This window comes from Actinobaculum sp. 313, assembly GCF_003073475.1.
GTDB lineage: Bacteria > Actinomycetota > Actinomycetes > Actinomycetales > Actinomycetaceae > Asp313.
Window position 1 is genome coordinate 2734648 of sequence record NZ_CP029033.1, and the last position, 23815, is coordinate 2758462.

At 61.4% G+C, this 23815-nt stretch carries 17 protein-coding genes and 2 pseudogenes; 10 read left to right on the top strand and 9 right to left on the bottom strand.

The annotated features are described in order from the left end of the window. The first annotated feature begins 806 nt into the window (after positions 1 to 806). On the top strand, positions 807 to 1295 hold the full coding sequence (locus DDD63_RS11800) for an integrase core domain-containing protein (protein WP_108716545.1): 489 nt from the start codon (positions 807 to 809) through the stop codon (positions 1293 to 1295). Positions 1296 to 1577: 282 nt separating this feature from the next. Here the strand turns inward: DDD63_RS11800 and DDD63_RS13430 are convergent, their stop codons facing one another. The 4 genes and pseudogenes from DDD63_RS13430 to DDD63_RS13270 all read right to left on the bottom strand — a co-directional run bounded on the left by DDD63_RS13430 (position 1578) and on the right by DDD63_RS13270 (position 4682). Continuing rightward, a complete protein-coding gene (locus DDD63_RS13430) occupies positions 1578 to 1871 on the bottom strand; it encodes a hypothetical protein (RefSeq protein WP_346426219.1) in 294 nt (97 codons plus the stop codon). Positions 1872 to 2145: 274 nt separating this feature from the next. After that, positions 2146 to 2880, bottom strand: coding sequence for a hypothetical protein (locus DDD63_RS13435; protein ID WP_346426220.1), 735 nt, complete (start codon positions 2878 to 2880; stop codon positions 2146 to 2148). A 40-nt stretch (positions 2881 to 2920) separates the two neighbouring features. After that, positions 2921 to 4464, bottom strand: a pseudogene (locus DDD63_RS11810) (CCA tRNA nucleotidyltransferase). 92 nt (positions 4465 to 4556) lie between these two features. Beyond that, on the bottom strand, positions 4557 to 4682 hold the full coding sequence (locus DDD63_RS13270; RefSeq protein ID WP_276308085.1) for a hypothetical protein: 126 nt from the start codon (positions 4680 to 4682) through the stop codon (positions 4557 to 4559). Positions 4683 to 5178: 496 nt separating this feature from the next. Here DDD63_RS13270 and DDD63_RS11815 point away from each other — a divergent pair, with 496 nt between their 5' ends. The 6 genes and pseudogenes from DDD63_RS11815 to DDD63_RS11840 form a co-directional block, all read left to right on the top strand. Further along, entirely contained in the window at positions 5179 to 5718 is a 540-nt protein-coding gene (locus DDD63_RS11815; RefSeq protein ID WP_108716758.1) for an NUDIX hydrolase, read from the top strand. 31 nt (positions 5719 to 5749) lie between these two features. Then, a complete protein-coding gene (locus DDD63_RS11820; protein WP_125482537.1) occupies positions 5750 to 8206 on the top strand; it encodes a DUF6049 family protein in 2457 nt (818 codons plus the stop codon). A 23-nt stretch (positions 8207 to 8229) separates the two neighbouring features. Then, entirely contained in the window at positions 8230 to 10509 is a 2280-nt protein-coding gene (locus DDD63_RS11825; protein ID WP_108716547.1) for a hypothetical protein, read from the top strand. Positions 10510 to 10766: 257 nt separating this feature from the next. Next, entirely contained in the window at positions 10767 to 11714 is a 948-nt protein-coding gene (trxB, locus tag DDD63_RS11830; RefSeq protein ID WP_240611287.1) for a thioredoxin-disulfide reductase, read from the top strand. A gap of 226 nt (positions 11715 to 11940) precedes the next feature. Then, positions 11941 to 13662: an ATP-binding protein gene (locus tag DDD63_RS11835; RefSeq protein WP_240611288.1), complete on the top strand. Its 1722-nt coding sequence runs from the start codon at positions 11941 to 11943 to the stop codon at positions 13660 to 13662. 50 nt (positions 13663 to 13712) lie between these two features. Further along, positions 13713 to 13967, top strand: a pseudogene (locus tag DDD63_RS11840) (FAD-dependent oxidoreductase); the annotation flags it as partial. Between the two features lie 329 nt (positions 13968 to 14296). Here the strand turns inward: DDD63_RS11840 and DDD63_RS11845 are convergent. After that, complete coding sequence (locus tag DDD63_RS11845) at positions 14297 to 15487, bottom strand: MFS transporter (RefSeq protein WP_108716551.1); 1191 nt, start codon at positions 15485 to 15487, stop codon at positions 14297 to 14299. A 174-nt stretch (positions 15488 to 15661) separates the two neighbouring features. Beyond that, the gene (locus DDD63_RS11850; RefSeq protein ID WP_108716552.1) at positions 15662 to 16171 is read right to left on the bottom strand and encodes a hypothetical protein; all 510 of its coding nucleotides are present in this window, start codon (positions 16169 to 16171) and stop codon (positions 15662 to 15664) included. A gap of 63 nt (positions 16172 to 16234) precedes the next feature. Between DDD63_RS11850 and DDD63_RS11855 the strand changes: the two genes are divergently transcribed. Continuing rightward, positions 16235 to 16699, top strand: a complete 465-nt coding sequence (locus DDD63_RS11855) for a thioredoxin family protein (RefSeq protein ID WP_108716553.1) — start codon at positions 16235 to 16237, stop codon at positions 16697 to 16699. Between the two features lie 658 nt (positions 16700 to 17357). Then, entirely contained in the window at positions 17358 to 18677 is a 1320-nt protein-coding gene (locus DDD63_RS11865) for a PLP-dependent aminotransferase family protein (RefSeq protein ID WP_108716555.1), read from the top strand. A 17-nt stretch (positions 18678 to 18694) separates the two neighbouring features. Here DDD63_RS11865 and DDD63_RS13275 read toward each other — a convergent pair whose 3' ends face one another. Continuing rightward, entirely contained in the window at positions 18695 to 18829 is a 135-nt protein-coding gene (locus DDD63_RS13275; protein WP_276308086.1) for a hypothetical protein, read from the bottom strand. A gap of 117 nt (positions 18830 to 18946) precedes the next feature. On the opposite strand from DDD63_RS13275, the gene DDD63_RS11870 reads away from it, so the two are divergent. Continuing rightward, entirely contained in the window at positions 18947 to 19915 is a 969-nt protein-coding gene (locus DDD63_RS11870) for a D-alanine--D-alanine ligase (RefSeq protein ID WP_108716556.1), read from the top strand. A gap of 342 nt (positions 19916 to 20257) precedes the next feature. Here the strand turns inward: DDD63_RS11870 and DDD63_RS11875 are convergent, their stop codons facing one another. After that, the gene (locus DDD63_RS11875) at positions 20258 to 22039 is read right to left on the bottom strand and encodes a ParB/RepB/Spo0J family partition protein (RefSeq protein WP_108716557.1); all 1782 of its coding nucleotides are present in this window, start codon (positions 22037 to 22039) and stop codon (positions 20258 to 20260) included. A gap of 11 nt (positions 22040 to 22050) precedes the next feature. Next, positions 22051 to 23004: a ParA family protein gene (locus tag DDD63_RS11880; RefSeq protein ID WP_164505540.1), complete on the bottom strand. Its 954-nt coding sequence runs from the start codon at positions 23002 to 23004 to the stop codon at positions 22051 to 22053. Positions 23005 to 23815: the final 811 nt, after the last annotated feature.

Genomic DNA, 23815 nt, shown 5'->3' on the forward strand with positions numbered 1-23815 from the left:
ACCCATGGAAGTATCCCGAGGAGTTGCGGGAGCGAGCTACCCGGATGGCTGTGGAGGCTCGCAGGGACCCGAGCGGTCTATGGGGGCGATTAGAAGGATCGGCGATGAGCTGGGCGTCCACCTCGAGGCGTTGCGTACTTGGGTCAAGAAGGTCGAGATCGACGCGGGCGCCAGGTCGGGAACCACCACACCCGATGCCGAACGGATCCGGGAGCTGGAGGCCGAGAACCGCGAGCTGCGGCGGGCCAACGAGATCCTGCGCAAGGCGAGCGCGTGTTTCACCCAGGCGGAGTGTGAGCGCCGCGAGAGGTCATCGATTCATTCATTGATGACAACAAGGCGGACCTTGGGCCTGTGCCGATCTTCCATGTGCTCACGAGTGTCGGCGTCAAGATCGCCCCTTCCGCCTACCGGGCCCGCAAGTCCCGTCCCCAGTGCCAGAGGGATGCGCGACGAGGCTCTGAAGGCCAAAATCAGCAGAGTACATGAGAACAACTATGCGTACTTGGGGCCCGCAAGATGCACGCGATGCAGGGCCGTCCCAAGGTCTGCGTCCGGCATGGGCTGGGGCATTGGCCCGCTGCACCGTAGAGCGCCTGATGCGGGCCATGGGCCTGCACGGTATCCGCTGCGCCACATCACCGCGTTCAGACCGAACGAGCTGTGGGTCGCGGACATCACCTATGTGCGCACCACGAGCGGCTGGGTGTACGTCGCCTTCGTCACTGACGTGTACTCGCGTCGGATCATCGGCTGGCAGACGTCAACGAGCCTGTACACCGACCTAGCCCAGGGGCGCCCTGAAGATGGGGATCTGGCAGCGCCAGCGCGAGGGCGCGGACCTGAAGGGCTTGATCCACCACTCCGACCGCGGGGTCCAGTACCGGGCCATCCGCTACGGGCAGGCCCTGTCTGACTGTGATGCGGTCGCCTCCGTCGGCTCCAAGGGCGACTCCTACGACAATGCGCTGGCCGAGGCTCTGATACCGGCTGTACAAGGCGGACTCATCCGCAATCGCAAGTATTTGGATGAGCACCGCCCCTGGGGTATCGAGGACGTGGAGTTCGCTACCGCCCAGTGGGTGCACTGGTTCAACACGACCCGGCCTCACTGCGCCATAGGCATGCGCGCTCCGATCAAGCACGAGCAGGCCTACACCCCACCACCAGAGGACACCAATGCGGGCACCACCGTCGACGGCACCGACGTCATCGGCAACGCCGACGCCCAGGACATCGGCGAGCAGACCATCACCAACCAACCACCCCAGCCGGCAACCACCAGCGCCCGATAAAAGAGCCTCCACAAAACCCGGGGCTTGACATTATTCCCGCACCCGGCACTCCTGTACCGAGATTGACCCGGCAGGCCTTGAACCGCGTCCACTGGGAAGCAACCCGCATCCATGAATCACTGGGCTACCGCAGCTCACAGCAAATCATCCACGACTACAACCAACACCAAGCCGGGCAAAAGCCCCCGTATAAGAAGTACAACACAACCCAAGACGCTTCACACATTTCAGACTCTGCCTAAAACTCGATGAAACGCGCAAGGAGATCCCACTTCCCAACCGCTAGCTGGGCACCTCGCGCGGCATATGTCCAAGCGCCTGCATGAGCCGCCAGTACACCGCCGCTACCAGCCACACGAAGAGCACCAACCCAATTTGCACGCTCCGCGACCATCCGACATTCGGCAGAACGAGGATCGCAACACCGGCGGCAATACACTCCGACACGTTGAACAACACGTCATAGATGGAGAAGGCGCGGCCGCGGTACGCGTCTGCCGTATCCGACTGCACGATCGTGTCGACGGCGATCTTGGCGCCCTGCACGCCGATTCCAAAGATGAACATGCCAGCCACGAAACACGGTGTCCAACTGGAGACGACGATGAGGATCTGGCCGATTGTGCCCCGAGCAGGCAGAAAAGGATCCAGGCCGGAGGAGGAATACGTTCATGCGCAATCGGGGTAAGAACGACGGCGACGAAGTGGCCGGTGACCATTGCTCCCATCAATGCCCCGAAGGCGGCGATTCCGGCATCGGCGTCGCCGGGGTCGACCAGCAGATTCCTCCCGGCCAGCACAATGGTGATCAGTTCCATGCCGTAGACGAACCGATGCAGTGCCATTGTTGTCAAAGCCAGGCCTGGTGTTCCCCGCCGCACCAGGTAGCGTACAGCCTCCGCCAGGTCCCGAGCCGTGGCCGCGAGTTGCCGCGACACAGAGGTCGAGAGATCCGGTTGCTGCGGGCCGAGTTCGTCCTTGTTGAAAAGGCACGCCACGCCGGCCGCCCCGAAGTAGAGGAGTGCCGAGACGACAAGTGATGCCAGTTGCTGCGATGCCCCTCCGGCAGTAGGAGTCGCAGCAGAAAACCCACAACGGCACCGACGCCCGTGGCGATTCCGCCCAGCGTGGGAACCACAGAATTCGCCATCAGCAACCGGGCGCGCGATCCGACCACGATGGGTAGTCCGGCAGACAGACCGGCAAGCATGAATCGAGACAGGCCCAAGGAGGTCAAGGTCAGCACGTAGACCAGCGGCCCGGCTCCGATCATTGCCATACCCGCAGCCACCAGAAATACCAATCCCGCACGAACGAGATTGCCAATGAACAACACCTGCCGCCGTCGCCACCGATCCAGGAAGGGCCCAGTGAAGGGCCCGACCAGCGAATATGGCAGCAAGAGCACCACGAGGGCCGCCGCTACCCCCGCCGCATCCGCCATGGCCTCCGGGCGGAAGAAGAAAAGGGAAGCCAGTCCCGCTTGGAACATGCCGTCAGCGCACTGCGATACCAGTCGGACTCCGAGAAGCTTTCGAAATCCGGACTTCTGGACGAGGACACGTAGATCGTCAACAAGCCTCATACCTACCCCTTTGCGGGCGTGGATTCATCGGTAGGTTTCGTTACGACGTCGTCGTGCGTGCCGCCGGTTGCGGCTCTCCCCTGATGGGAAGCGGGGTCCGCCTGCCCGCGGCCTCACCCGTGCGCTGCTCCCACCATGCCAGAAGGCGCCGCTCCGCCTCCTCCTCACCCAGCGGACCCTCTTCCAGGCGCAACTCGAGTAGGTAACTCCGCGCCTCACCAACCGCACGTCCAGGTTTGAGTTGCAGCAACTCCATAATGCGATCACCGTCGAGATCCGGGCGGATCGCATCGAGCGCCTCCTGTTCGCGCAGTTCAGTGATTCGCCGGGCGAGTTCATCATTGGCCGCTTGCAGCATTGCGATCTTGCGGCGATTCTGCGAGGTGATATCGGCGCGAATCAGCCGCAGTAGCCGCGGCAGGAGATCCCCGGCGTCGCGCACGAAACGGCGCACCGCGGAATCGGTCCATCCTTGCTCGGAGAAACCGAAGGCACGCAGATGCAGTTCGACTAGGCGCGCAACATCCTTCTCCGTCTGCTTATCGAAGCGCAAGGCCCGCAGGCGCTTAGCCGCCATACGTGCCCGATCACGTCGTGGGCCCGGAAGGTCACCGAACCATCCCGCTCGAAGCGGCGAGTGGCCGGTTTACCGATGTCGTGCAACAAAGCGGCCAAACGCAGAACCAAGTCCGGTCCGGGCAACGGGCCGCCCAGCATCTCAACCGGGATGCCCGCCGCGCAGGATCCATCCTTCGCACTCTCCATCGCCGTCGCCTGATCCAGCACCGTCAACGAGTGTTCATACACATCCTTATGGCGGCGATGCTCATCGACGGCGTTCCGCAGTTCGGATACTTCCGGAAGCACAATGTCTGCCACACCCGTGTACACGAGCAGTTCGATTCCACGCCGCGGTGCGGGGGCGATCATAAGGCGTTCGATCTCGGCACGGATTCGCTCCGCCGACACAATCGCTAGACGCTCCGCCATTTCCTCCATTGCACTCATAACGTGCTCGTCGACGTCGAAGCACAACTGGGCGGCGAAGCGGGCGGCGCGCATAATGCGTAGCGGGTCGTCGTCGAAGGACTGCCGTGCGGTTACCGGTGTGCGTAACACACCCGCCACCAGGTCATCCAGCCCTCCGCAGGGGTCCACCAATTCGATTCCCGGCAGGCGCACCGCCATGGCATTCACGGTGAAGTCACGGCGAGTGAGGTCGCCCGCAAGCGTTTTCCCGTACGCCACCTCGGGTTTCCGAGAACCAATCTCGTAGTGATCCGAGCGATAGGTGGTGATTTCCACTGTGAGCGGGCCACGCGCAGCGCCAATCGTTCCGAAGTCGCGTCCGATATCCCAGGTGCTTGACGCCCACCCGGCCAACAGACGCTCTGTCTCCTCGGGCAATGCGGACGTCGTCAAGTCAAAGTCATGAATCGGCAGCCCGAGGAATGCGTCGCGCACCGGTCCACCAACAAGTGACAACTCGTATCCCGCTGCGGTGAACACTTCGCCCAGTTGGAGAATCGGTGCCGGAAGGTTGTTGAGTGACCTCTGCCCACGCAGCAACAGATGTGCACGCATGGCGGCCGGAGGCAAAGGCGCGAGTTCTTCGCGATCCGCTCCGGGAACTGTGCGTGCATTGCCCTGTTCGGCTGAGGCCTTTTCTTGATTGGTCACCCCATAAGAGTGCCATGTTCGGCGCCTTCGGGCACATCGGTGGACTGTGAGTTCCCCACATGCTTTCCACCACTGCGGTCGAAGATAGTCACCGTCGCCGGGAGCTGAACTCCCCACGTCATTTCCACACCCCACTGGGTCCGGACATAGCACCGGGCCCGGGCACATCAGCGGGTCCGGACACGCCAGTTGGCCCGGGCGCACACCACCGACCAAATTCATCCAACAGTGACTAAACATGCTCACCCGCCCCAGCACGCCTGACCGCCCGGGCACTCTCCACCGCCCGGCCAGACATACCCCAATATGTACCCGACACGGGCGCGCCTTTCCCTCCACCGGCCTCGCCTGATGCCACCGCCACTTTCATCCCCTGCATCCTCTGGCCTTCATCCCTGGCATCTGCGAAAATGGGTGCAGAAGATCCAGTGGCCGAGTCGGTGACAACCGTGTGCTCTGGGCGGCAGTTGCTGTACGAGCAAAGACTGCTTCCACCCACCAGCGGTGCTGCGCTCAGCCACCATTACCCGTACCGTTTGTTGCCCAGCATCCGGGACCGCGAACCACACGGCCTGGCTGCGGGAGCAATAGATGGTTGACCGCACTACAGTTGTGAGTATGTCGAGATCAGCGCCACAGCCCTCCGCGCCGGGGGCACATCGTTCTTGGAGGCGTGGCACCGCCGCGCACCAAGCCGCTGACCGGCAGCAGAATCTTCCCGTAGTAAACGAGACCAGTGCCGGTGGTGTCATTATCTCCGTTCAAAATGGCAGGGCCTACACCGCCGTAATCGCACGCCGCAACCGCGGAGGACGTCTCGAATGGTGCCTGCCGAAGGGGCATCTGGAGGGTGATGAGACCGCACAGGAAGCGGCCGTTCGCGAGATTAGTGAGGAGACCGGAATCACCGGCCGGGTGTTACGCCACCTGGCATCCACCGACTACTGGTTTTCCGGTTGTGATCGGCGCGTTCACAAAATCGTGCACCACTTCCTGCTGGAAGCGCTTTCCGGTGAACTGACCACGGAGAACGATCCAGACCACGAAGCCGAGAAGGTGGAATGGGTCCGGTTGGATAAGGTCGCTTCCCGGCTCGCCTACCCCAATGAGAGGCGAATTGTGATGACCGCGCGTAATATTTTGGCTGGGCGTGAGTAATGACCGCAGTTTTCCTGTCTGGATGTGAACGATGAGCAGAACGGTGTCCTTGCTGGTATCTCTCGTTCTTTTTGCTGTCTGTCCTACTCTCGTTAGCCCGGCGGGTGTTCCCACCCCATCCGTGAACTCCTCTCTCAGCCACAGCTTTTCGACGGCGGTACCCGCATCCGCACAACCTGCCACGCGGTCCAACGATGATGACTCGGATTCCATCTCCGCCACAACAGACCCCGCGGCCGCTAATCCGTCGGGAACCACTCCCACGCTTGCCATAACCTCGGTCGGCGAGTCGATTCTTGCACCGGATGACGACCTCTCCATCGAGATCACCCTTTCAAACCCGACGGATGAAGACATCACTCTCGATAGGATCAGCCTCGCGGGACAGCCCGTCGCCCCAAGTACCCGCACACGGTTGCTGGCCTTTCTCAACGACGCAGACGTATTCCTAGAAACGCTCTACGCCGCGGAACTCGACGTCACCGTTCCCGCCCGGCAAAAGGTGATGCTGCCTCTCACCGTTGCTCGCGACTCGACCGGGTGGAGCGGAGACGAAGAGACGTGGGGACCGCACGGTATTGAGGTCGTGGTTGATGGGCCGGGGCTCGATGACGAACTCACCGACCGCAGCTTCGTCGTCGTCGCACCGAACTACGAGGTCACACCAATGCCCACCGGAGTGGTTATTCCCGTCACAGCCTCAACTGCGGAGATGGCAGAGGAACAAACCATATCCCAACGCACCGATGCCGGCTTGATTGCACGCGAGGAGGAAGAGGAAGGCAAGCCCGGCGCGACCGAGACCTCCACCGCGAGCACGGGAGGCAGTACGGTCAGAGCTACGCCCACCGATACGAGTACCGATCCTTCTACGCGAGCGAATACAGCACCGCATAGAATCTCCACCTTACTCACTGCCGGCAATATACCCGGCGTCACGACTGTTTTCGATCCCGCGCTCCTTTCGGTCTACGCTGACGACGACGCTCTGACCGCAGCCGTCACCAACCTTGCGACGTCGAACAATTCCGAGGTTATTTTCACCGCTTTCTCCGACCCCGATATGTCCGCCCTCGTACACGGTGAGGACAGCGAGCAAGCCACGTCGGCACATGACACCGCCACAACGATGGCCGAAGAACTTGGCGATGCCATCCGCACCGATATCACTCTGCTGGCACCCGAGCCGGACCAGGAAACTCTTTCCGTGCTGGCCAACGGCGGCACCTCGGCAGTTATTATCGCCGCCGACGAGGTACCAACAAGCGCATACCGGTACTACACCCCGTCGGCACGCACGTCGATCAATTACGGCGACAGCGACGCAACAGCTTCCGAAGCCGATGCCTCCCCGGACTCCGAGAAGGGGACGGACACGGGAACCGCATCGGAATCGTCCGCCTCGCGCAGCAGCGGCGCAAGTGGTCTCGATGCGCTGGTTGTGGACTCCGCGGCCTCGGCAGCACTGGCGGGAACGCTGGTAGAGGAGGACGAGGTAGCCGGAGCAGATGATTCCGCTGGGGCAATCGACATTCTCGACTCCCGCCAGTTGGTTCTGTCGCTTTCCGCAGTCACATACCGTGAACGCCCCAACGACACTCGGGGCATGGTACTCGCGGTTGATCGCGCGAGTCTGCCGCACTACGGGACGCAGGACCCGGCAACCGCCACCGCGGCTGACCCCGTCGCCACCGAGAATCTACTGGAGACCACACGGGCCCTTATGGGGGCATCGTGGGTGAGTCCGTATACCGTTTCCCAGCTGCTCGAACTCGATAGCAGCTCGGCCGAGCGCCAGGAGCTTCCGGAGCGAGTCCTCGCTACGGGGGAGGCCCGCACTTCCTTCTTCTCCGCCACCGCCAATTCCTATTCGCGCGTCGTCACCATCGCGGCAATGAGCCCTGATCCCTCCATCCTCACCAATCCGGCAGATCTGGCCCGTAGACGTCTGTCCACCCTTGCCTGGCGCAGCGATCCCGCTGGCCGCCAGAATCGGCTCCGCGATCTCACTCGCACCGCTAATGGCTACTTCACAGCGATTTACGCGAATCCGTCGTCCACCATCAACATCATCTCGGAGGCCACCGGAGTACCTCTGCATATTCGCAACGATCTGCCCGTCGACGTCGGCGTGGTCATCCAGCTCGACACTCCCGACGCGCGATTGCGCGCCACCGAAACGGTGGCCGTGACATTAACACCCCATTCGACGACGACGGTGACCGTCCCCGTGCGCGCCTCAGGATCCGGTAATGTACGCGCGGATGTTCGCGTGCTGAACCCGGTGGGTACGCAGGTCGGACCGGTACAGTCCATTGATATTCGCGTGCGCGCGAATTGGGAGAATGTAGGTACGGTTGTAGTGGCAGGTGCGTTCGGAGCAGTTCTTGTTGTTGGGGTCATTCGCTCGCTGCGGCGGGGGCGTCGTTCGGCCCCCGTTCGGCCGGGGAGTTTGCCACGCGAGAGTGCCACTGCCACCACCGGCTGATCAAACGGCTAGGATAGGGCCACGTGGGTGGATTGCCAATTCACCCAGACCGCCCGCTATCCGCTGCGGAGGACGTGCTTGTGAACGAGTTTGCCAAGTCCGGTCAGGTACTTTCCGGCCGTTATCAACTCACTGCGCCCTGCGCTGACCAGCTTCCCTACAACGGAACACAGCTATGGGACGCCGTGGACACGCTCCTTGGGACCAGTGTGCGTGTTCTTGTCCTCGACCCCGCCCTCGACTCCCGCCTTGACGTACTGGATGCTGCACGTCGTTCTGCACTGGTGGAAGACGCGCATATCGTCAAGGTGCTTTCCGCCAGCGAGGACGACAATCTCGGCTATATCGTCACCGAGGTCCCACCCGGTAAGAGTCTCGCCACATGGGTACCCGGTGCGCCTTTCCCTCCCGCCCAAGCACATGCGCTGGTCGGTGAGGCAGCCAGTGCCCTCAACAGTGCACGTGGGCGTGGCCTGAGGCATCTGCAACTCTCGCCGGGGCGCATTCGCGTGGGATCCGCTGGCGAGGTTTATATCGACGGCCTGGGAACCGACGCCGCTTTGGCTGGCATCCGCCCCGATACCTTGGCCGGTATTGACGCTGATCGTGCCGAGGCACGCGGCCTGGTGACCATGTTGGCCGCACTACTCACGGGAGCATCGATTACAGGCAGCGACGATGCCCGTGCCGCGTTGGCAGCAGCAACCGCGAATCAGCAGGTGCCCGAACGACTCCGTGAAATTTGTGCGCGAGAGGCCGGTCGTCACGGGCCGAGTTCGCCCGCCGATCTGGTGCGCGAACTGGCTCCTTGGCCACCCATCGAGCCGTCGCAGTTTCCGACGCCGGTGCACCAGGCACCGGTTACTCCGGCTTCCGCCGGTGCGGCGGGAATGCTGGCCACCGCCGAAGGCGCTGCGACCGCGGCAAGCGCAACCGCTGACAGCGATGCCCCGTCTGCCACAACGGCCGACGCTCCGGCGCGAGTCGCGGATACCCCCGGACCGATGAACGTTCGTTTCCCCGCCACGGGCAGGGAGCAGATGACCGATCCCGAGCTGGGCATTACACCGCAAGCCCCGGTGGCTCTTTCGCCGCAATGGGCAAAACCGGGCCAGTTCGTAGATTCCCAGCCTGCTGCGGACGCCGCCACGGATGGAGGCGATCCGGCGGAGGATGCCGAAGCGGTGCAATACGCCGCCACGGGCCCGGAAGACGGCGCACCCACACAGGTCATCGCCTCCGATACCGAGCATGCGGCGGACGATGCGGCAGCCGTTGCCAGTGGCGAAGATTTGTCTACTGTTTCACCCTCAGAGGAGTCCGAGGCAGCTGCTGCAGCTCACGGTTCCGCCGAGGCGGCCTCCGGCGGCGAGGACACTGCAGCATCTTCCGGCGCGCCTAGGCCTGAGCCGAGCGAAGACATGCTGCCACAGGACGATGCGGATGCCACGCAAATCGCTCCCGCGATACCGCGGGTCGGCTCTTCGGGTAGCAAGGCAGCCGCCGCAGCCGCAAGCTCCACGACATCTGCAGCACCGGCTGCTGCAGGTAAAATCGGCTACGGCGAGACCGGCCGCAGCGAGCAAAAGGATGCGCGGCAGGCCACAACTGAACCCGTCCTCGCCTGGAAGAAGTCCCGCGAGGACACCGCCGAGGAGAAGCGCTACGATCCTTCCAAGGTCGTCGTGCTGGGTGCGGTTATCCTTTTCGTCTTCGCCCTGGCATGGAGTGTAACCACCTTCTTCCGGCCGCCGAGCCCCGTAAATACGACGGATCCAACGATTTCCGCCGAGCCCACCGAGTCGAGCACGGATGAAGAGCCCAGTTCCACGCAGTCCACATCCGACACCGGGAATCTTCCCGCACCCACAATCGCCAATGTCACGCTAGTGAATCCTTACCCAACTGGTTCGGATGCGAACGAGGACAGCCCCACAACAGTTGTTTATGCCTGGGATGGCGATGCCAGCACGTCGTGGCGGTCGTGGTGGTATACCGGCGAACTCTTCGCAAATCTCAAGAGTGGTACGGGTCTGCAGATTACGCTCTCGGAAAAGGCCAGTGTTTCTGCCGTCAATCTGCAGGTCAATGGTTCGGGTGGAAACGTGCAGTGGCGCAGCAACGCCACGCCTGAGAACCCGGATGGTGGCGACCTGGTGACGGAGAGTTCGATGTCATCCACGACGACCCTCACTGCCGACGAGCCGGTGGAGACGGACACGATCTACCTCTGGTTCACCTCGTTGCCAACCGACCCAAGCGGCCAGTACCGCATTGATCTCTCCGAAATCACGGTTGAGTAGCCGTGCAGGTGATCGGGTGACCGTGCAAGTGATCGGATAGCAATCGGGTAGCCGCACCACCGATACATGGCAATGGCACTCGGCCTGCGAACCCATCCCTTTCCAGGGGATCGGCTCAACCCGCAGGTGTGACCAGAGTCGGCGCGCGGCGCCGCTCTGCCCGGGAATAGCAGGGCCTAGCGGAGACGTTCTGCAGGCAGTTCGATGAATGGGATGTAGGGCCGTAAGGCCCCATATTCCGAAACGAGAGGATAACCGTGAGTGAAAACAGCGCCGAAGTGCGCGACGTCGTCGTCGTTGGATCTGGCCCGGCAGGATGGACGGCCGCGACCTACACCGCACGAGCGGGGTTGAAGCCGCTGGTTCTGGCTGGAGAGCTCGAAGCCGGTGGCGCCCTGATGAACACGACAGAGGTCGAGAACTTCCCCGGCTGGCCCGACGGAATTATGGGCCCGGACCTCATGGAGAAAATGCAGGCGCAAGCGGAGAAGTTCGGCGCCGAGGTGGAGTACGAGGATGCCACCGAAGTGGATCTGACCGGCGATATCAAGCGCATCGTCACGGACTCGCAGACTTACCTGGCGCGCACGGTTATTCTTGCTCTCGGCTCCGCTTACAAGAAACTCGGAGTGGAAGGCGAGGTCGATTATTCCGGCAAAGGCGTCTCCTACTGCGCCACCTGCGACGGCTTCTTCTTCAAGGATAAGGAGATCGCCGTGGTTGGCGGAGGGGACTCCGCGGTTACCGAGGCGCTATTCCTCACGCGCTTCGGCTCGAATGTGCACGTCATCCATCGCCGCGACCAACTGCGCGCCTCGAAGGTAATGGCCGACCGACTGCTGGCCAACCCGAAGGTGACAATGCATTGGAACGCGCGCGTTGATGAGCTGAGCGGGGATGGTGCTTCGCTGGCGACGGCCACACTGGTGGATACCGCGACCGGGGAGCGCTCCGAGCTGCCGGTCTCCGGATTGTTCGTCGCCATCGGTCACCAACCACGTTCCGGTATTGTGGCAGGCCAAGTGGAGCTGGACGACGCCGGATACATCGTGGTCGAAGAACCATCAACACGGACCAACCTGCCCGGCGTTTTCGCCTGCGGTGACGTGGTCGACCATACCTACCGGCAGGCAATTACCGCCGCGGGCTCCGGCTGCCGCGCAGCTCTGGATGCCCAAGCGTACCTGGAGAATCTGGCGGGCTAAGAGGACTGGCTCTATAAGCCGACGTTCCTCCCGGACGTGCCACTTCAGGACGATCTGGCGGGCGCCGCGGGCCTGGCCGCCGTAGGGGCGTGTTGGTCGACGATGCCGCGGGGTGGCGCGGGCGCCGCGGGCCAGGCTGCCGTCACTCACGTCACTGACATTCTCACTCTAGTAAGTGAGGGTCTCACTCTAGTAAGTGAGGGTCTCACTAATGTACACTGAGTCTGTGACTGACGAGGAACTTCGGGATCATGTTGCCCGCATTCGTCGGCTGGGTGCGGATGACGCACGAGTCGAGGCGAAGGCTGCGGTTCGAGATATCCCCAAAGGCATCTGGGAGTCCGTGTCCGCATTTGCCAACACCGAAGGTGGCCTGATCATCCTTGGACTCGACGAGAGTCAGAGCTTCGCCCCCGCCAACGGTTTCAATGCCGCAAGGATAGAGAACGCTCTCATTGCTGGCCTGGACAATGCGGAGCGTGCCAACCCTAAGGTTCTACCTGTCCCGCAGTACCAGGTTGACCGTGCTGAGATCGATGGCGCACAGGTTGTCTGGGCTCGTATCGAGCCTCTATCGGCCACCCCGGATCGACCGGCGCCCTGTCACGTCGTTGCGCAGGGCCTGGAGCGGGGAAGCTATAAACGGGTCGGAGATGCGGATAAGCACCTAACCACGTACGAGGTGCACCTCCTGAGGACTCGACACGTAAATGATCATGCCGATCGCACGCCTGTCGACGGGCACACCTTCAACGATCTCGATCCGGATCTGGTAAGCCGCACAATAGAAAGGGTACAGGCAAGCGGCTCGCGTGCACTCGCAGGAGTCGCTCCGGATGATCACGTATCTGCGCTGCAGCGGCTCAATGCGCTTACCGACGACGGTACTCCTACCTTGGCCGGCTACCTGGCCCTCGGCATATACCCACAGCAGGAGTATCCCCAGCTCACGATCGACGTCGCCGTTCACCCTGGTATAGCCAAGTCCCAGGACCCCACCGTCAGATTCCTGGACCGTCGCAACTGCGATGGCCCACTGCCGCAGGCGATTGACGATGCCGTCCACACAGTTGTGCGGAACCTGCGCACGCGTCGAATCGTGGAGGGAACTCGAGGCACTGATGTTCCCGAAATCCCGGAGGACGTCCTACGAGAGGCCATCGCTAATGCGGCCATGCACCGCGACTACTCTCACTTTGTCACTGGGCAACAGGTTGCTGTCAACGTGTACGCAGACCGCGTTGAGGTCATCAACCCTGGTGGGTTCTGGGGTGATCGCACCAAGGAGAACGTCACCGATGGTCACTCCGCGTCCCGGAACGGGGACTTGGCCCGCCTGCTCACAGTGGTACCAATGCCCGGCAACCGTTCCACGGTATGCGAGAACCAGGGGTCAGGAGTCATACGCATGGTCAATGAGATGCGTGCTCACGGACTTCCCACTCCTGACTACAGCGCGTCAACGATTGACCATGTTGTCGTCCGTCTTGATCGCTTCGGTCTCATGGATCCGGAGACAGAGGAATGGCTGAGGACGCTGCCCGGGCACTCCGACTTCTCCCGCGACCATGACGCTGCGCTCGCTCTGGCTAGGCGTAACGGCTCCGTGAGCGTGGTAGACCTGCGTGACAACCTGGGACTTGACTCTGACGACTGCCGTTCTGTTTTCGCGCAGCTCGTGGCCGACGGCCTGCTAATAGGGATGAACGACGGTCCGTACACGCTTGCCGATCAGAGCCGTAATGTGGAGGCGACAGGAACGCAATTGGCGGTCCTGGCGGTCCTGAGCGAAGACGAGGCTCTATCCATTCGAGATATAGCAAAGGCTACCGGTAAAACACTCACAGCACTTCGGCCGGTACTGCGGGAACTTGTCGAATCGGGCCTGGTGGTTGCAACGGCTCCACCGACGAGTCGCAGCCGTAAGTACCTTCTCGCCACTTCCTGAGAACTGTTGACAACGTATTTCTGCTGGTGGATACCGCGACCGGGGAGCGCTCCGAGCTGCCGGTCTCCGGATTGTTCGTCGCCATCGGTCACCAACCACGTTCCGGTATTGTGGCAGGCCAAGTGGAGCTGGACGACGCCGGATACATCGTGGTCGAAGAACCATCAACACGGACCAACCTGCCCGGCGTTTTCGCCTGCGGTGACGTGGTCGACCATACCTACCGGCAGGCAATTACCGCCGCGGGCTCCGGCTGCCGCGCAGCTCTGGATGCCCAAGCGTACCTGGAGAATCTGGCCGGGTAGCCGGAGTTAGGCGCGCTCGGCTGAACGGCGGCGCGGTCGGTTCTTGTCAGTCGGACGGTTCTTGTCAGTCGGACGGTTCTTGTCAGTCGGTCGGTTCTTGTCAGTCGGTCAGTCGAGGTCGAGCCACCAACTTCTCGGGAGGGCCCCGAGCACATCGCCCCAAGCTAGACGCGGCTATACCCGATTATGCAGGTTGGCAGCTGTTCAAGCTCCGTGCTTCCTCCCGCCGGTGGATTCGCGCACCACCAATTCGGGCTCAAAAGCCCCGCACTGACCGTCGTTTCTCTTAAACGTGTGCAGTGTGTTTGTTGCGGTACGTCCGGTGTTCATCACTGGCTCACTTGTGTTGTGTCCGTTCGAGGCGTCGGGGCGTAGATTGTGGCAAGAGCGAGAACGACGATCATCGCGGCAAGCCATCGGATTGCGTTGGCGAGTCCGATACTGTCCCACAGCCACCCGAGGAGCGTGTTGGCTACTAGTGCGGCGACTAATCCGATTGATGCGATGGTCGAATACTGCGTGTTTCGCTGACTGTCCGTGAAGGAGAGTTGCTGCCACGCACCCGATGCGGTTAACGTCAGCCCGAGGCCGAATTCTGCAAACAAGTAGCCGACGAGGGGGACGGTGACACTACCCGCGGCGAGTCCGCCAGCGATCAGCCCCAGCCCCACAATGGTCTGATTCTTTGGCGAGATCGCAAGGGGCTTGGGCAACCAGGAGCCGAGTGCGGCAGCAGCTGTGAGGCCGATGAGTATCAAGCCGTTGAGTCGAACATCGCCTTGTGGGCTGAGGACTGGTTGCCATGTCACTACTATGACCGTCATTCCTAGACTGCTTGCAGCGCTGGCCAAAACAAGCGGGCGTACAATCGGGCTCAGCACCCACCCGAATGATTCTTTGAGGCTTGACCACACGGTTTGGGGTGACTTGGCCGTGGATTCTCGAAACGCGATGTGGGCGATGCATGCCAGCGTCAGTAATACGCACCCCGCGGCAAACACGATGCTCTTCGTGTCCAAGACAGTTCCGACGACGTAGACCGTTGCCGCTCCAAGGGCAGAGCACAACCAGTGTGCCGTCTGCGTCCAACGCATGAGCGTCTGGATGAGCCGTTCTCGCTGGTCCTGCGCGGTGCGGTTGATCACCAAGGGCGCTATGGTGCCGGACTGGAGCGCCATCCCACAGGTCCACAGAATGAGTGCGGCTAAGGTCACGATGTGAGACGTGGCAGTTGCCAGCAGGATCAAAGAGGATCCCCATACTACGAGGCCTATGCTGAGCAACCGCCTGTGTCCGTATCGGTCTGCCAATGCCCCGCTGGGAGCCTCGAGCACGATGGACAAACCGGTGCTGACCGCGAACATTGTCCCGAGTAGGCTTGGGGAAATCGCTCGTCCAAGCAGCAGCGTGACATAAACCGCACCGAAGAGGAAGTCGGCGAAAGCGACCGCTCCGGACAGCCCGGCGGCAATGTACAACGCTTTCGGTGAACGCGAGTAGAAGGTGCTCGAGTCTGCCATGAGATGAACTCCAAGGTAAAAGGGCTCTTGCCAGGATGCTATGTGGAGTGAGTCATGTGTGCAAGGGGAATTCCGGTTAATCCGAAGTGTCCTGGGTTCTGTTCCTATCTGTTTTTGAGGGGATGGGAATATGCCCAGGAAGTACTTGCCGAGGTTTCGGGAGTGTGCGGCCCTTTAGGCACGTGAAGGAAATGGAATACCGCGTAGGACAAGCATCATGCCCACAAGGAAGACGGTACCAGCGGCTAGGGCCAGAACCGTTCCGACGTTCTTCTTGTCAGGCCGTATCACGGAGAACAGCCGCTTCGTCAATCCGGCGGCAAGGCACGGACCGCCAAGGGTGAAGGCCAACCCGATCGCCGCTGCGGGCTCACCATAGACAACAATAAATGCCACGTACTCCAGAATCATAAAGACTAGGGCGTAGCCGATGATCGCTCTTGACTGCAGAACGTTGCCCACCATATCGAGCACGGTCAGATCGTTAAGAGCCAGGTCCTCTTCACCGACCGTAATCCTCCCGGAGTCCTCGCGCTCCGAACCCTCGGTCTGCCCCGTGCGCTGCGTACCAGTACCACCAGTATCTTCCACGCCACGGTCGCGGCTCGCCGCGTGGCTACGTGCGGTGGCGTCATGCGCCTCGTCCGCGGCGTAATCCCCCTGGCTCGCATCCTTGATCGCCATTGATTCTCACCCCATTTTCAACACCCTATATCCTGCTTGTCTCGACCTGCTTATGATCGAAACATGGGCATCAATCAAGACGTTGGCGCGGGCCAGCAGCCAAACATCGTTCAACATCCAGACGCCATTGAGAGTGTTGACACTAATGAGAGCACGGATTCTGCCCGACACGCAAGCCTTGCCTCAGGTACTTCTCATGCTACCGCCTACACACTGGTCTTCTTCACCGCCGCCTGGTGTGATCCGGCAATTCCCATGCGTGTTATTTTCGATGAGACGTTGCGCGACTTGGCGCGGCTCCGGCCAGCGGCCCAGCTGAGCGGCGTCGTCGTCGATGTTGACGACGAAGAGCACCGGAGGAAAGAGGGCCAGCCTGGAACATCCGCCGTCAGCGATGAACTTCTCGATTCGATCGATATGCTGCCGACGATCATGCTGCTCACCGATGCGGGCGAGCGGGAGCGCTTCGTCGGTCAACTGCCCAAGCTCACGATTCGCGAGCGCCTCCTCGCCATCCTGGATGCGTAACCGGTCTCGGTGTGTAACCAGCCTTCGTGCGTAATCGGCCTCAGTATGTGACCGGCCCGGCGTCTGACCATCCTCATTGTGTAACCGGCCTCCGTGTACAACCGGCCTAGCATCTGACCGTCCCAGTGTGTTAACCATCCTGAATCCGCACGCATCCCGGGCGAATACCCAGCCCGGGGTTCAGAATCGGCCTGAGAGCGCAATCGCTCCGCTTGCTCATCCCCGCCCAGTGCCCCACGACTTGCCTCCATCTGTCCAAATCCCGTCCAAACGACGAGTTCGCGAAAAAGCCATCGCTCGAAATCCGCATGATTCCGCCATTCTTTAAATTGAGACATTCCACTTTTCCATCGTTTGGACGGGATTTTGACACCGAACGTGACACCGAATGCCCCGACAACCGCTCCCACCCTAAGGCCGAATGACCCACACGCCATCCGGCGAGAAACGCGCCACGGCGCGACTTCTGGCACACTTGAGTAGTGGTGTCGCTCCCGAGGGTGCCATCACGCGCGCCGCGATGAAGGCAGCTATGGCGCCACTCCAGTAGTGGTGCTGCTTTCAAAGGCAGCGCAACATAAAGGCAATAGCCGCCACCGCAGGTCTGACAGATCTACGATGAACAGCCACCGGCCCGGACACAGAAAAGGAGTAGGTCATGAGTACCACAGGGCAGACGAACACTCAGAATCACGCTGGGGAAAGTCGCGCTGCCGCAGCAGGCACGCGCCTTGATCCTTGGTACAACGCCTACGCCGACCGTGCCCTGGGCATGAAACAGTCCGAGGTGCGCTCCCTCTTCGCCGTCGCCAACCGGCCCGAAGTTGTTTCCCTCGCCGGCGGAATGCCCAATATCGTCGGATTGCCGCTGGACTTCCTCGCCGATATGTCCGCCCGCATTATCCGCGAGCGCGGCACGAAGCTCCTGCAATACAGCGGCGGGCAGGGTGAAGAAGAACTTCGGGAAATGATTGCCGACGTAATGCGGCCCGACGGCGTGCGCGGCCATCCGGATGACATTACCGTCACTACCGGGTCGCAGCAGGCCCTCGACCTGATCTCAGAGATCTTCCTGAACCCCGGCGACGTCGTCCTGGCGGAGGCGCCGTCGTATGTGGGAGCGCTCGGCACTTTCCGCGCCTATCAGGCCAATATTGTGCACGTCGCCATTGATGAGAACGGGCTTATCCCCGAGGCGCTTGAGGAAACCATGCGTGAACTCGAGGCGCAGGGTAAGCCTATGAAATTCCTCTACGTCATCCCGAATTTCCACAACCCGGCGGGGGTGTGCCTCTCGGCGGAGCGTAGGCCGCAGATCGTGGATATTTGCCGACGCCACCATGTGCTCATCGTGGAGGACAATCCGTACGGCCTGCTTGGATTCGCCGGCGACCCACTTCCCGCGCTGTATAGCTACAATCCCGATGGCGTCGTTTATCTGGGCACCTTCTCCAAAACCTTCGCCCCCGGTTATCGGGTGGGATGGGCGTTGGCGCCCACTGCGGTGACGTCTCGCCTCGTTCTTGCCAATGAAAACGCTGTGCTGTGCCCCTCTACCTTTAGCCAGCTCTCGATTGCCGAGTACTTGCGCACCTACGACTGGTACCAGCAGGTCAAGGAGTACCGGGAGATGTATCATGAGCGCGGGCAAGCCATGCAACGTGCGCTGAGTACGCATCTGCCCATGTGCTCGTGGACGGAACCCGAAGGCGGCTTCTACACCTGGGTGAAGCTCCCCGAAGGTCTTGATGCACAGGCCATGCTGCCTCGCGCGGTGAAGAACTTGGTCGCCTATGTGTCCGGCACGGCGTTCTACGCCAACGGCGAGGGGCATGATCATATGCGCCTCTCCTTCTGCTATCCGACGCCGGAGCAGATTGAGGAAGGCGTTCGGCGCCTCGCCCTTGTCATCGAAGGTGAACGAGAACTGGTCGATATGTTCGGCATTCAAGGCCGACGTGAACAACAGGGCGCGTGAACCATGGTCGCAGAGGATTACCGCCTAGCCGCTGACCCAATGATCAGTTCAGCCATTGCGGCGTGTCCTGGTGTCGCTGCGGTGTCCTCTGCGGTCACATCGAGACGTCCCGCCGCCACGCCGACATGCCCTGCCGCCGCGATTATCTTCACCGGCACTAGGCAATTTCCCACCTCCACGGCTGTCCGCAGCCGCCACGTCCATCTTTCCGGCGAACCTGCAGTTGGCAGGCCGAACGATCCGCACCAACTCAACCAAGGAAGGTTCTTATGACCCAGCCATTGACCGTCGCCATCCTCGCCGGCGGGCTAACCCATGAGCGCGAGGTCTCCATGCATTCTGGGCGCCGTGTGGCCGCCGTACTGCGCGAAGCCGGCGTACAGGTCAAACTGCTCGACGTCGACAGTACACTGCTGCAACGTCTCGAATCGATGTCACCCGATGTTGTCTGGCCACTGGTGCATGGCTCCACCGGCGAGGACGGCTCATTGCAAAACCTCCTCGAGCTGGTTGGTGTTCCATACGTGGGCAGTGACCCGATGGGCTGCCGCCTGGCGTCCGACAAGGCCGTGGCCTCATCCATTCTCGGCAAGGCAGGGCTGCAGGTACCCGACTCGGTGGATATTCCGCAGGCGCTGTTCCGGGACGTGGGTGTTAATCCCATGCTCGATCTGCTTGGAGAGCGTTTCGGATTCCCGTTGGTCGTCAAGCCGTCACCGGGAGGATCTGGACTCGGGGTCACCATCGTCGAGTCTGCCGCGCAGCTTCCGCGAGCCATGGTGGACTGCTTCGCCTACGGGGAGAATGCGCATATCGAACAGTACATCAGCGGCCGGGAAGTGGCCGTGGCCGTGATCGACGTCGCCGATGAGGATACCCATGGGCCGCAGGCGCTGCCCGCCGTCGAGATTGTGACCGACGGTCTGTACGACTACGACGCCCGTTACAACGCGGGCCGCGTGGAGTATTTCGTACCGGCACGTCTTTCCGACGACGACGCCCGGACCGTGGGTGGCGCGGCCGAGACCGTCCATTCGACGCTCGGGTTGCGTGACTATTCACGCACCGACATCATCTTCGATGGTGAGACACCGTGGATCCTCGATGTTAATGTTGCGCCGGGTATGACGGAGACTTCGCTGTTCCCGCAGGCAGTTGCCGCGGCCGCCAAGCAGGAGGGGACCACCGTGGACAGCTTTTACCTCCGCATCCTGGAGACAGCCGCCAAGCGCATTTGATGGTCATGGTTGACGGCCGGGTGTGACGGTCGGGGTGTGACGGTCGACGTTCTGACTTCGCGGGTGTGTTTGATGGTCAGGGGTATTGGCCCGGCGAATTTGGCCATACCACCGCGTAACGGGCCGTACCGTTTAGGGTGTCCGACGCCCCGGTGTAGCCCTGGCACGTCTGACTGCTTGGGTAGATCCCGGTCTAGCTCTGGCGTATCTAACTGCCTAGGGCACCGCAACCCCGCGTGGCGTGGCACTAGCACATCGCGTTGCTTCGCGTATCTAGCGCGCAGCAAAATAACGCCCGGCGGAGACTCTTTGATCGCCCGGCGCATCCAACCGTCGGCACATCTAATCGATTGTGTAGTGCTCCGGCGCGGTTAGTTCAACGCCACTATCTGCCGCACTGTAAGCACCTGGGGCGCCGTCAAGCTCGGCGGCACCCTGGCCGCCTCTCTCCACACCGTCGACGGTGCGAGTATCTTCCACATCCGTGGCATACACGCCTGCGGCCCGTGGCTGCGCACCTGCCGCTCCCGCCTGTGCCCCTGCACCCGCTGCGTCGGTGTCCGCCGCATCGTTAGCCGCCGCATCGCGCGGCAAAACGCCGTCGTCGCCGGGAGCCATCACCACAAGAATTCGGTTGAGGTCCTCAATCGACGCAAACTCAATGCGGATCGTTCCCTTGCGCTGACCCATATCGACCTTGACACGCGTATCAAAGCGATCAGCGAGCCTACTGGAGAGTTCTCCAAGTTCCGGCGCATAACGCTTGGCGCGGCCGCGTGACCGGCTCGGAGTGGCGACGGGCTCATCGCCGAGTGCAACGATCTCCTCGACCTGCCGCACCGACAGGCCTTCCGCCACGATGCGCTGTGCCAACCGCTCCATGGCGGCCGGATCGGCCAATCCGAGGAGTGCTCGCGCGTGTCCGGCTGAGAGTACTTGCGCGGCGACTCGACGTTGCACCAAAGGCGGCAGCTTGAGCAGACGCAGGGTATTAGAGATCTGCGGGCGAGAGCGCGCGATCCGGCGTGACAATTCTTCTTGCGTGCAGTTGAAGTCGTCCAGGAGCTGCTGATATGCGGCGGCCTCTTCCAAGGGGTTGAGCTGCACACGGTGCAGATTCTCCAGCAGCGCGTCGCGGAGCAGGTCTTCATCTGCCGTATCGCGCACAATGGCCGGGACGTTATCGAGCCCGGCGAGCTCGGTGGCGCGCCAACGTCGCTCGCCCATAATCAACTCGTACCGAGCCTGCGGCGCATTCTCGACCGGTTCAATCAAGCGCCGAACGATAATCGGCTGGAGAACGCCTACCTCTTTGATGGAATCGGCCAGTTCGGAAAGCTCATCCTCGTCGAACACCGTACGCGGTTGCCGTGTATTGGGGATGATCTGCTCAACGGGGAGCTCGGCGAATGTCGCGCCAGGCACCGCGACGAGCGCCTCGTTATCGTCTATTGGGGAGGCGTCGGCTGTTGGGGAGCCGCCCTCCGTGAAGGAGGTGTCATCCGTCAAAAAGGCGTCGGCGGTCGAGGGGGTGTCTTCTGCCGGGGAGCCGCCCTCTGTCGAAGAAGCGTAATCGGTCAAGGAGGCGTCATCGATCAAGGAGGAGTCTTCTGCCGAGAAGGCACCGTCGGGCAGGTAGCTGGCAGCGTCGGGTGCGGTGCTGGTGGCTGGGGTTTCCTCGTTCGTTCCTTTGGTCTTTTCGGTTCCAGCAGTCTTTTCGGTTCCAGCAGTCTTTTCGGTTCCAGCAGTCTTTTCGGTTCCAGCAGTCTTTTCGGTTCCAGCAGTCTTTTCGGTTCCAGCAGTCTTTTCGGTTCCGGTGGTCTTTTCGGCCCCGGTGGTCCGCTTGCCTCGGGCAGCCTTCTTGCCCCCGCTGCTCGCCGAAGGGGTGGGCGCCCCACTATCAGAGAGCGTTGCGCCGACATCGGATGTCTCCTCAGTATTCTGCGCCGTTGGGTTGCTCGCCCCGGCCTCGTTACTCTGGGCCGACTTACCGCCACCTACGCCTTCGGCGCGCGGCACACGCGAACCGAAGAAGACATCGATCGGCCGATCCTTATTCTCCTGCTGCTCCTCAGGAATTAATGCTCCAATGCCACGCCCCAGGCCACGCCGTCGTTCCGCCATCGATTTCCTCCTCATTCAGCCCGTTCTGCCAGTTCTTGCGCAGCGGCAAGGTAGGCGATCGCCCCGCTTGATCTGGGTGCGTAGGTAATAACAGTCTCGCCGTAGGAAGGCGACTCAGCGATTCGCACTGATCGCGGAATCTCCGTGTCTAAGGTCTGCGTCGGGAAGAATTCCCGCACATTCGCCGCGACCTCGCTGCTGAGATTCGTACTCTTGGCGTACATGGTCAGCAGAATCGTACTCACTGTGAGATCCGGGTTCGCAGTGGTTCGCGCCGACTCAATTGTGCGCAGCAGTTGCGTAAGTCCTTCCAACGCGTAGTACTCGCATTGCACCGGAATCAGCACCTCGTTCGCGGCCACCAAGGCATTGATCGGCAGTAAAGACATGGAAGGAGGGCAGTCGATCAGCACATAGTCAATGTGTCGGTTGATCTCGTCCAGCGTGAGCAGCGCTTCCTGGATCGCATTACGCAGACGTACTTGCCGGTCAGGCGCGTCGGCGAGCTCCATGTCAATTAATGACAGCTTCAACGACGACGGCGCAACGTACAAGTTAGGTACCTGCTCCACCTGCTGCAAGATCGACACAAGTGAGTGTTCTCCCCGGAGAACCTCGTAAAGAGAGGGGCGTTCCTCGATGTTCGTAAGCCCAAGAGCTGTAGAGGCATTGCTCTGCGGATCATCATCAATAACCAGCACCTGCAGCCCGCCACTCGCCAGCGCGACGGCGAGATTTACCGCCGTCGTCGTCTTTCCGACGCCGCCCTTTTGGTTGGCAACCGAGATGATTCGAGTATGCGTCGGCTTCTTAAAACGTGTTGACGAGACCTTCTCCAGGCGCCTCATATCGTCGACGAGGCCAGAGGCCAGAGGTGAGTCGTCGCTAGCAAAGCGGTCCAGGCTCGTGCCTGAAGCGGAGGCACTTGACCGAGCGCTTGCGGCCTTCTTTCGCGGATCGCTCATATCACCATCCTTAGTCGTGCACCTAAGTCTACCTAGTAGCTGCGAGCGAGTGCTCTTCCACTACACAGCCACAGCGAAAGTGCTACACGACCCCGGCGAAAATGACGGTAGAGATCCTCATCGTGAAACCGGCCGGACCCGGACGTACGCGCCGCGTGCGGATGTTTGCACATGGATTCTGCCAGTTCGTGTGACGGGGGCAGTTCGTGTGACGGGGCGGGGCATCTGCACGGGTGGGTTTCTCCCGCTGGCGGGGCGAACTTTCGCGCCATTCAAGTCGAAAGTAGCCACGCGCTGCGACAGGGCAGCCATCTCACTTCACCGGAATCGGTACGCCTCCTCGTAAGGGGTATCGGGTAGCGCAAGCCCTTGAGGCGTGATTCCGTCGAACACATGCCGTGCGAGCAGTCGCAGCCTGTCGTACTTAGTGCGTTGGCGTGTGGCCTGGTTTGGCGTGTGGTCCGGCTTGGGATCAGCTGTAGCTTGGTGTGCGGTCTGGCTTGGCGCCGCCTCCGGCTTGGCACGCGCTCTCGCTTCAATCACACGACACTATCAAAGCGCGTGATTATCATACAGTTTATTTCGCGTCCTCGGGCGATGAGATGTGTTGGCTACCATCAAACAGTAGGAAATGCTCACTACTGCCGAACAAACAGGTCGGGCCCGTAGACCACTCCGCAATCCACAATTCCAACCCATCCGTTCCGATGTAACAACGGACCAGCGGTTGGGTAGAGCAACACCTTGACGACGTATCATTATATCAATATCGTATGGCGCGTGCTTACACCCGACCGACGCACGGCGAGTT

Coding starts and splice junctions, on each gene's coding strand:
- DDD63_RS11865 (WP_108716555.1), top strand. CDS start 17,358: ATGAGTACCACAGGGCAGACGAACACTCAGAATCACGCTGGGGAAAGT.
- DDD63_RS11820 (WP_125482537.1), top strand. CDS start 5,750: ATGAGCAGAACGGTGTCCTTGCTGGTATCTCTCGTTCTTTTTGCTGTC.
- DDD63_RS11870 (WP_108716556.1), top strand. CDS start 18,947: ATGACCCAGCCATTGACCGTCGCCATCCTCGCCGGCGGGCTAACCCAT.
- DDD63_RS11880 (WP_164505540.1), bottom strand. CDS start 23,004: ATGAGCGATCCGCGAAAGAAGGCCGCAAGCGCTCGGTCAAGTGCCTCC.
- DDD63_RS11815 (WP_108716758.1), top strand. CDS start 5,179: ATGTCGAGATCAGCGCCACAGCCCTCCGCGCCGGGGGCACATCGTTCT.
- DDD63_RS11845 (WP_108716551.1), bottom strand. CDS start 15,487: ATGGCAGACTCGAGCACCTTCTACTCGCGTTCACCGAAAGCGTTGTAC.
- DDD63_RS13435 (WP_346426220.1), bottom strand. CDS start 2,880: ATGAGGCTTGTTGACGATCTACGTGTCCTCGTCCAGAAGTCCGGATTT.
- DDD63_RS13270 (WP_276308085.1), bottom strand. CDS start 4,682: ATGACGTGGGGAGTTCAGCTCCCGGCGACGGTGACTATCTTCGACCGC.
- DDD63_RS11800 (WP_108716545.1), top strand. CDS start 807: ATGGGGATCTGGCAGCGCCAGCGCGAGGGCGCGGACCTGAAGGGCTTG.
- DDD63_RS11855 (WP_108716553.1), top strand. CDS start 16,235: ATGGGCATCAATCAAGACGTTGGCGCGGGCCAGCAGCCAAACATCGTT.
- DDD63_RS11875 (WP_108716557.1), bottom strand. CDS start 22,039: ATGGCGGAACGACGGCGTGGCCTGGGGCGTGGCATTGGAGCATTAATT.
- DDD63_RS11850 (WP_108716552.1), bottom strand. CDS start 16,171: ATGGCGATCAAGGATGCGAGCCAGGGGGATTACGCCGCGGACGAGGCG.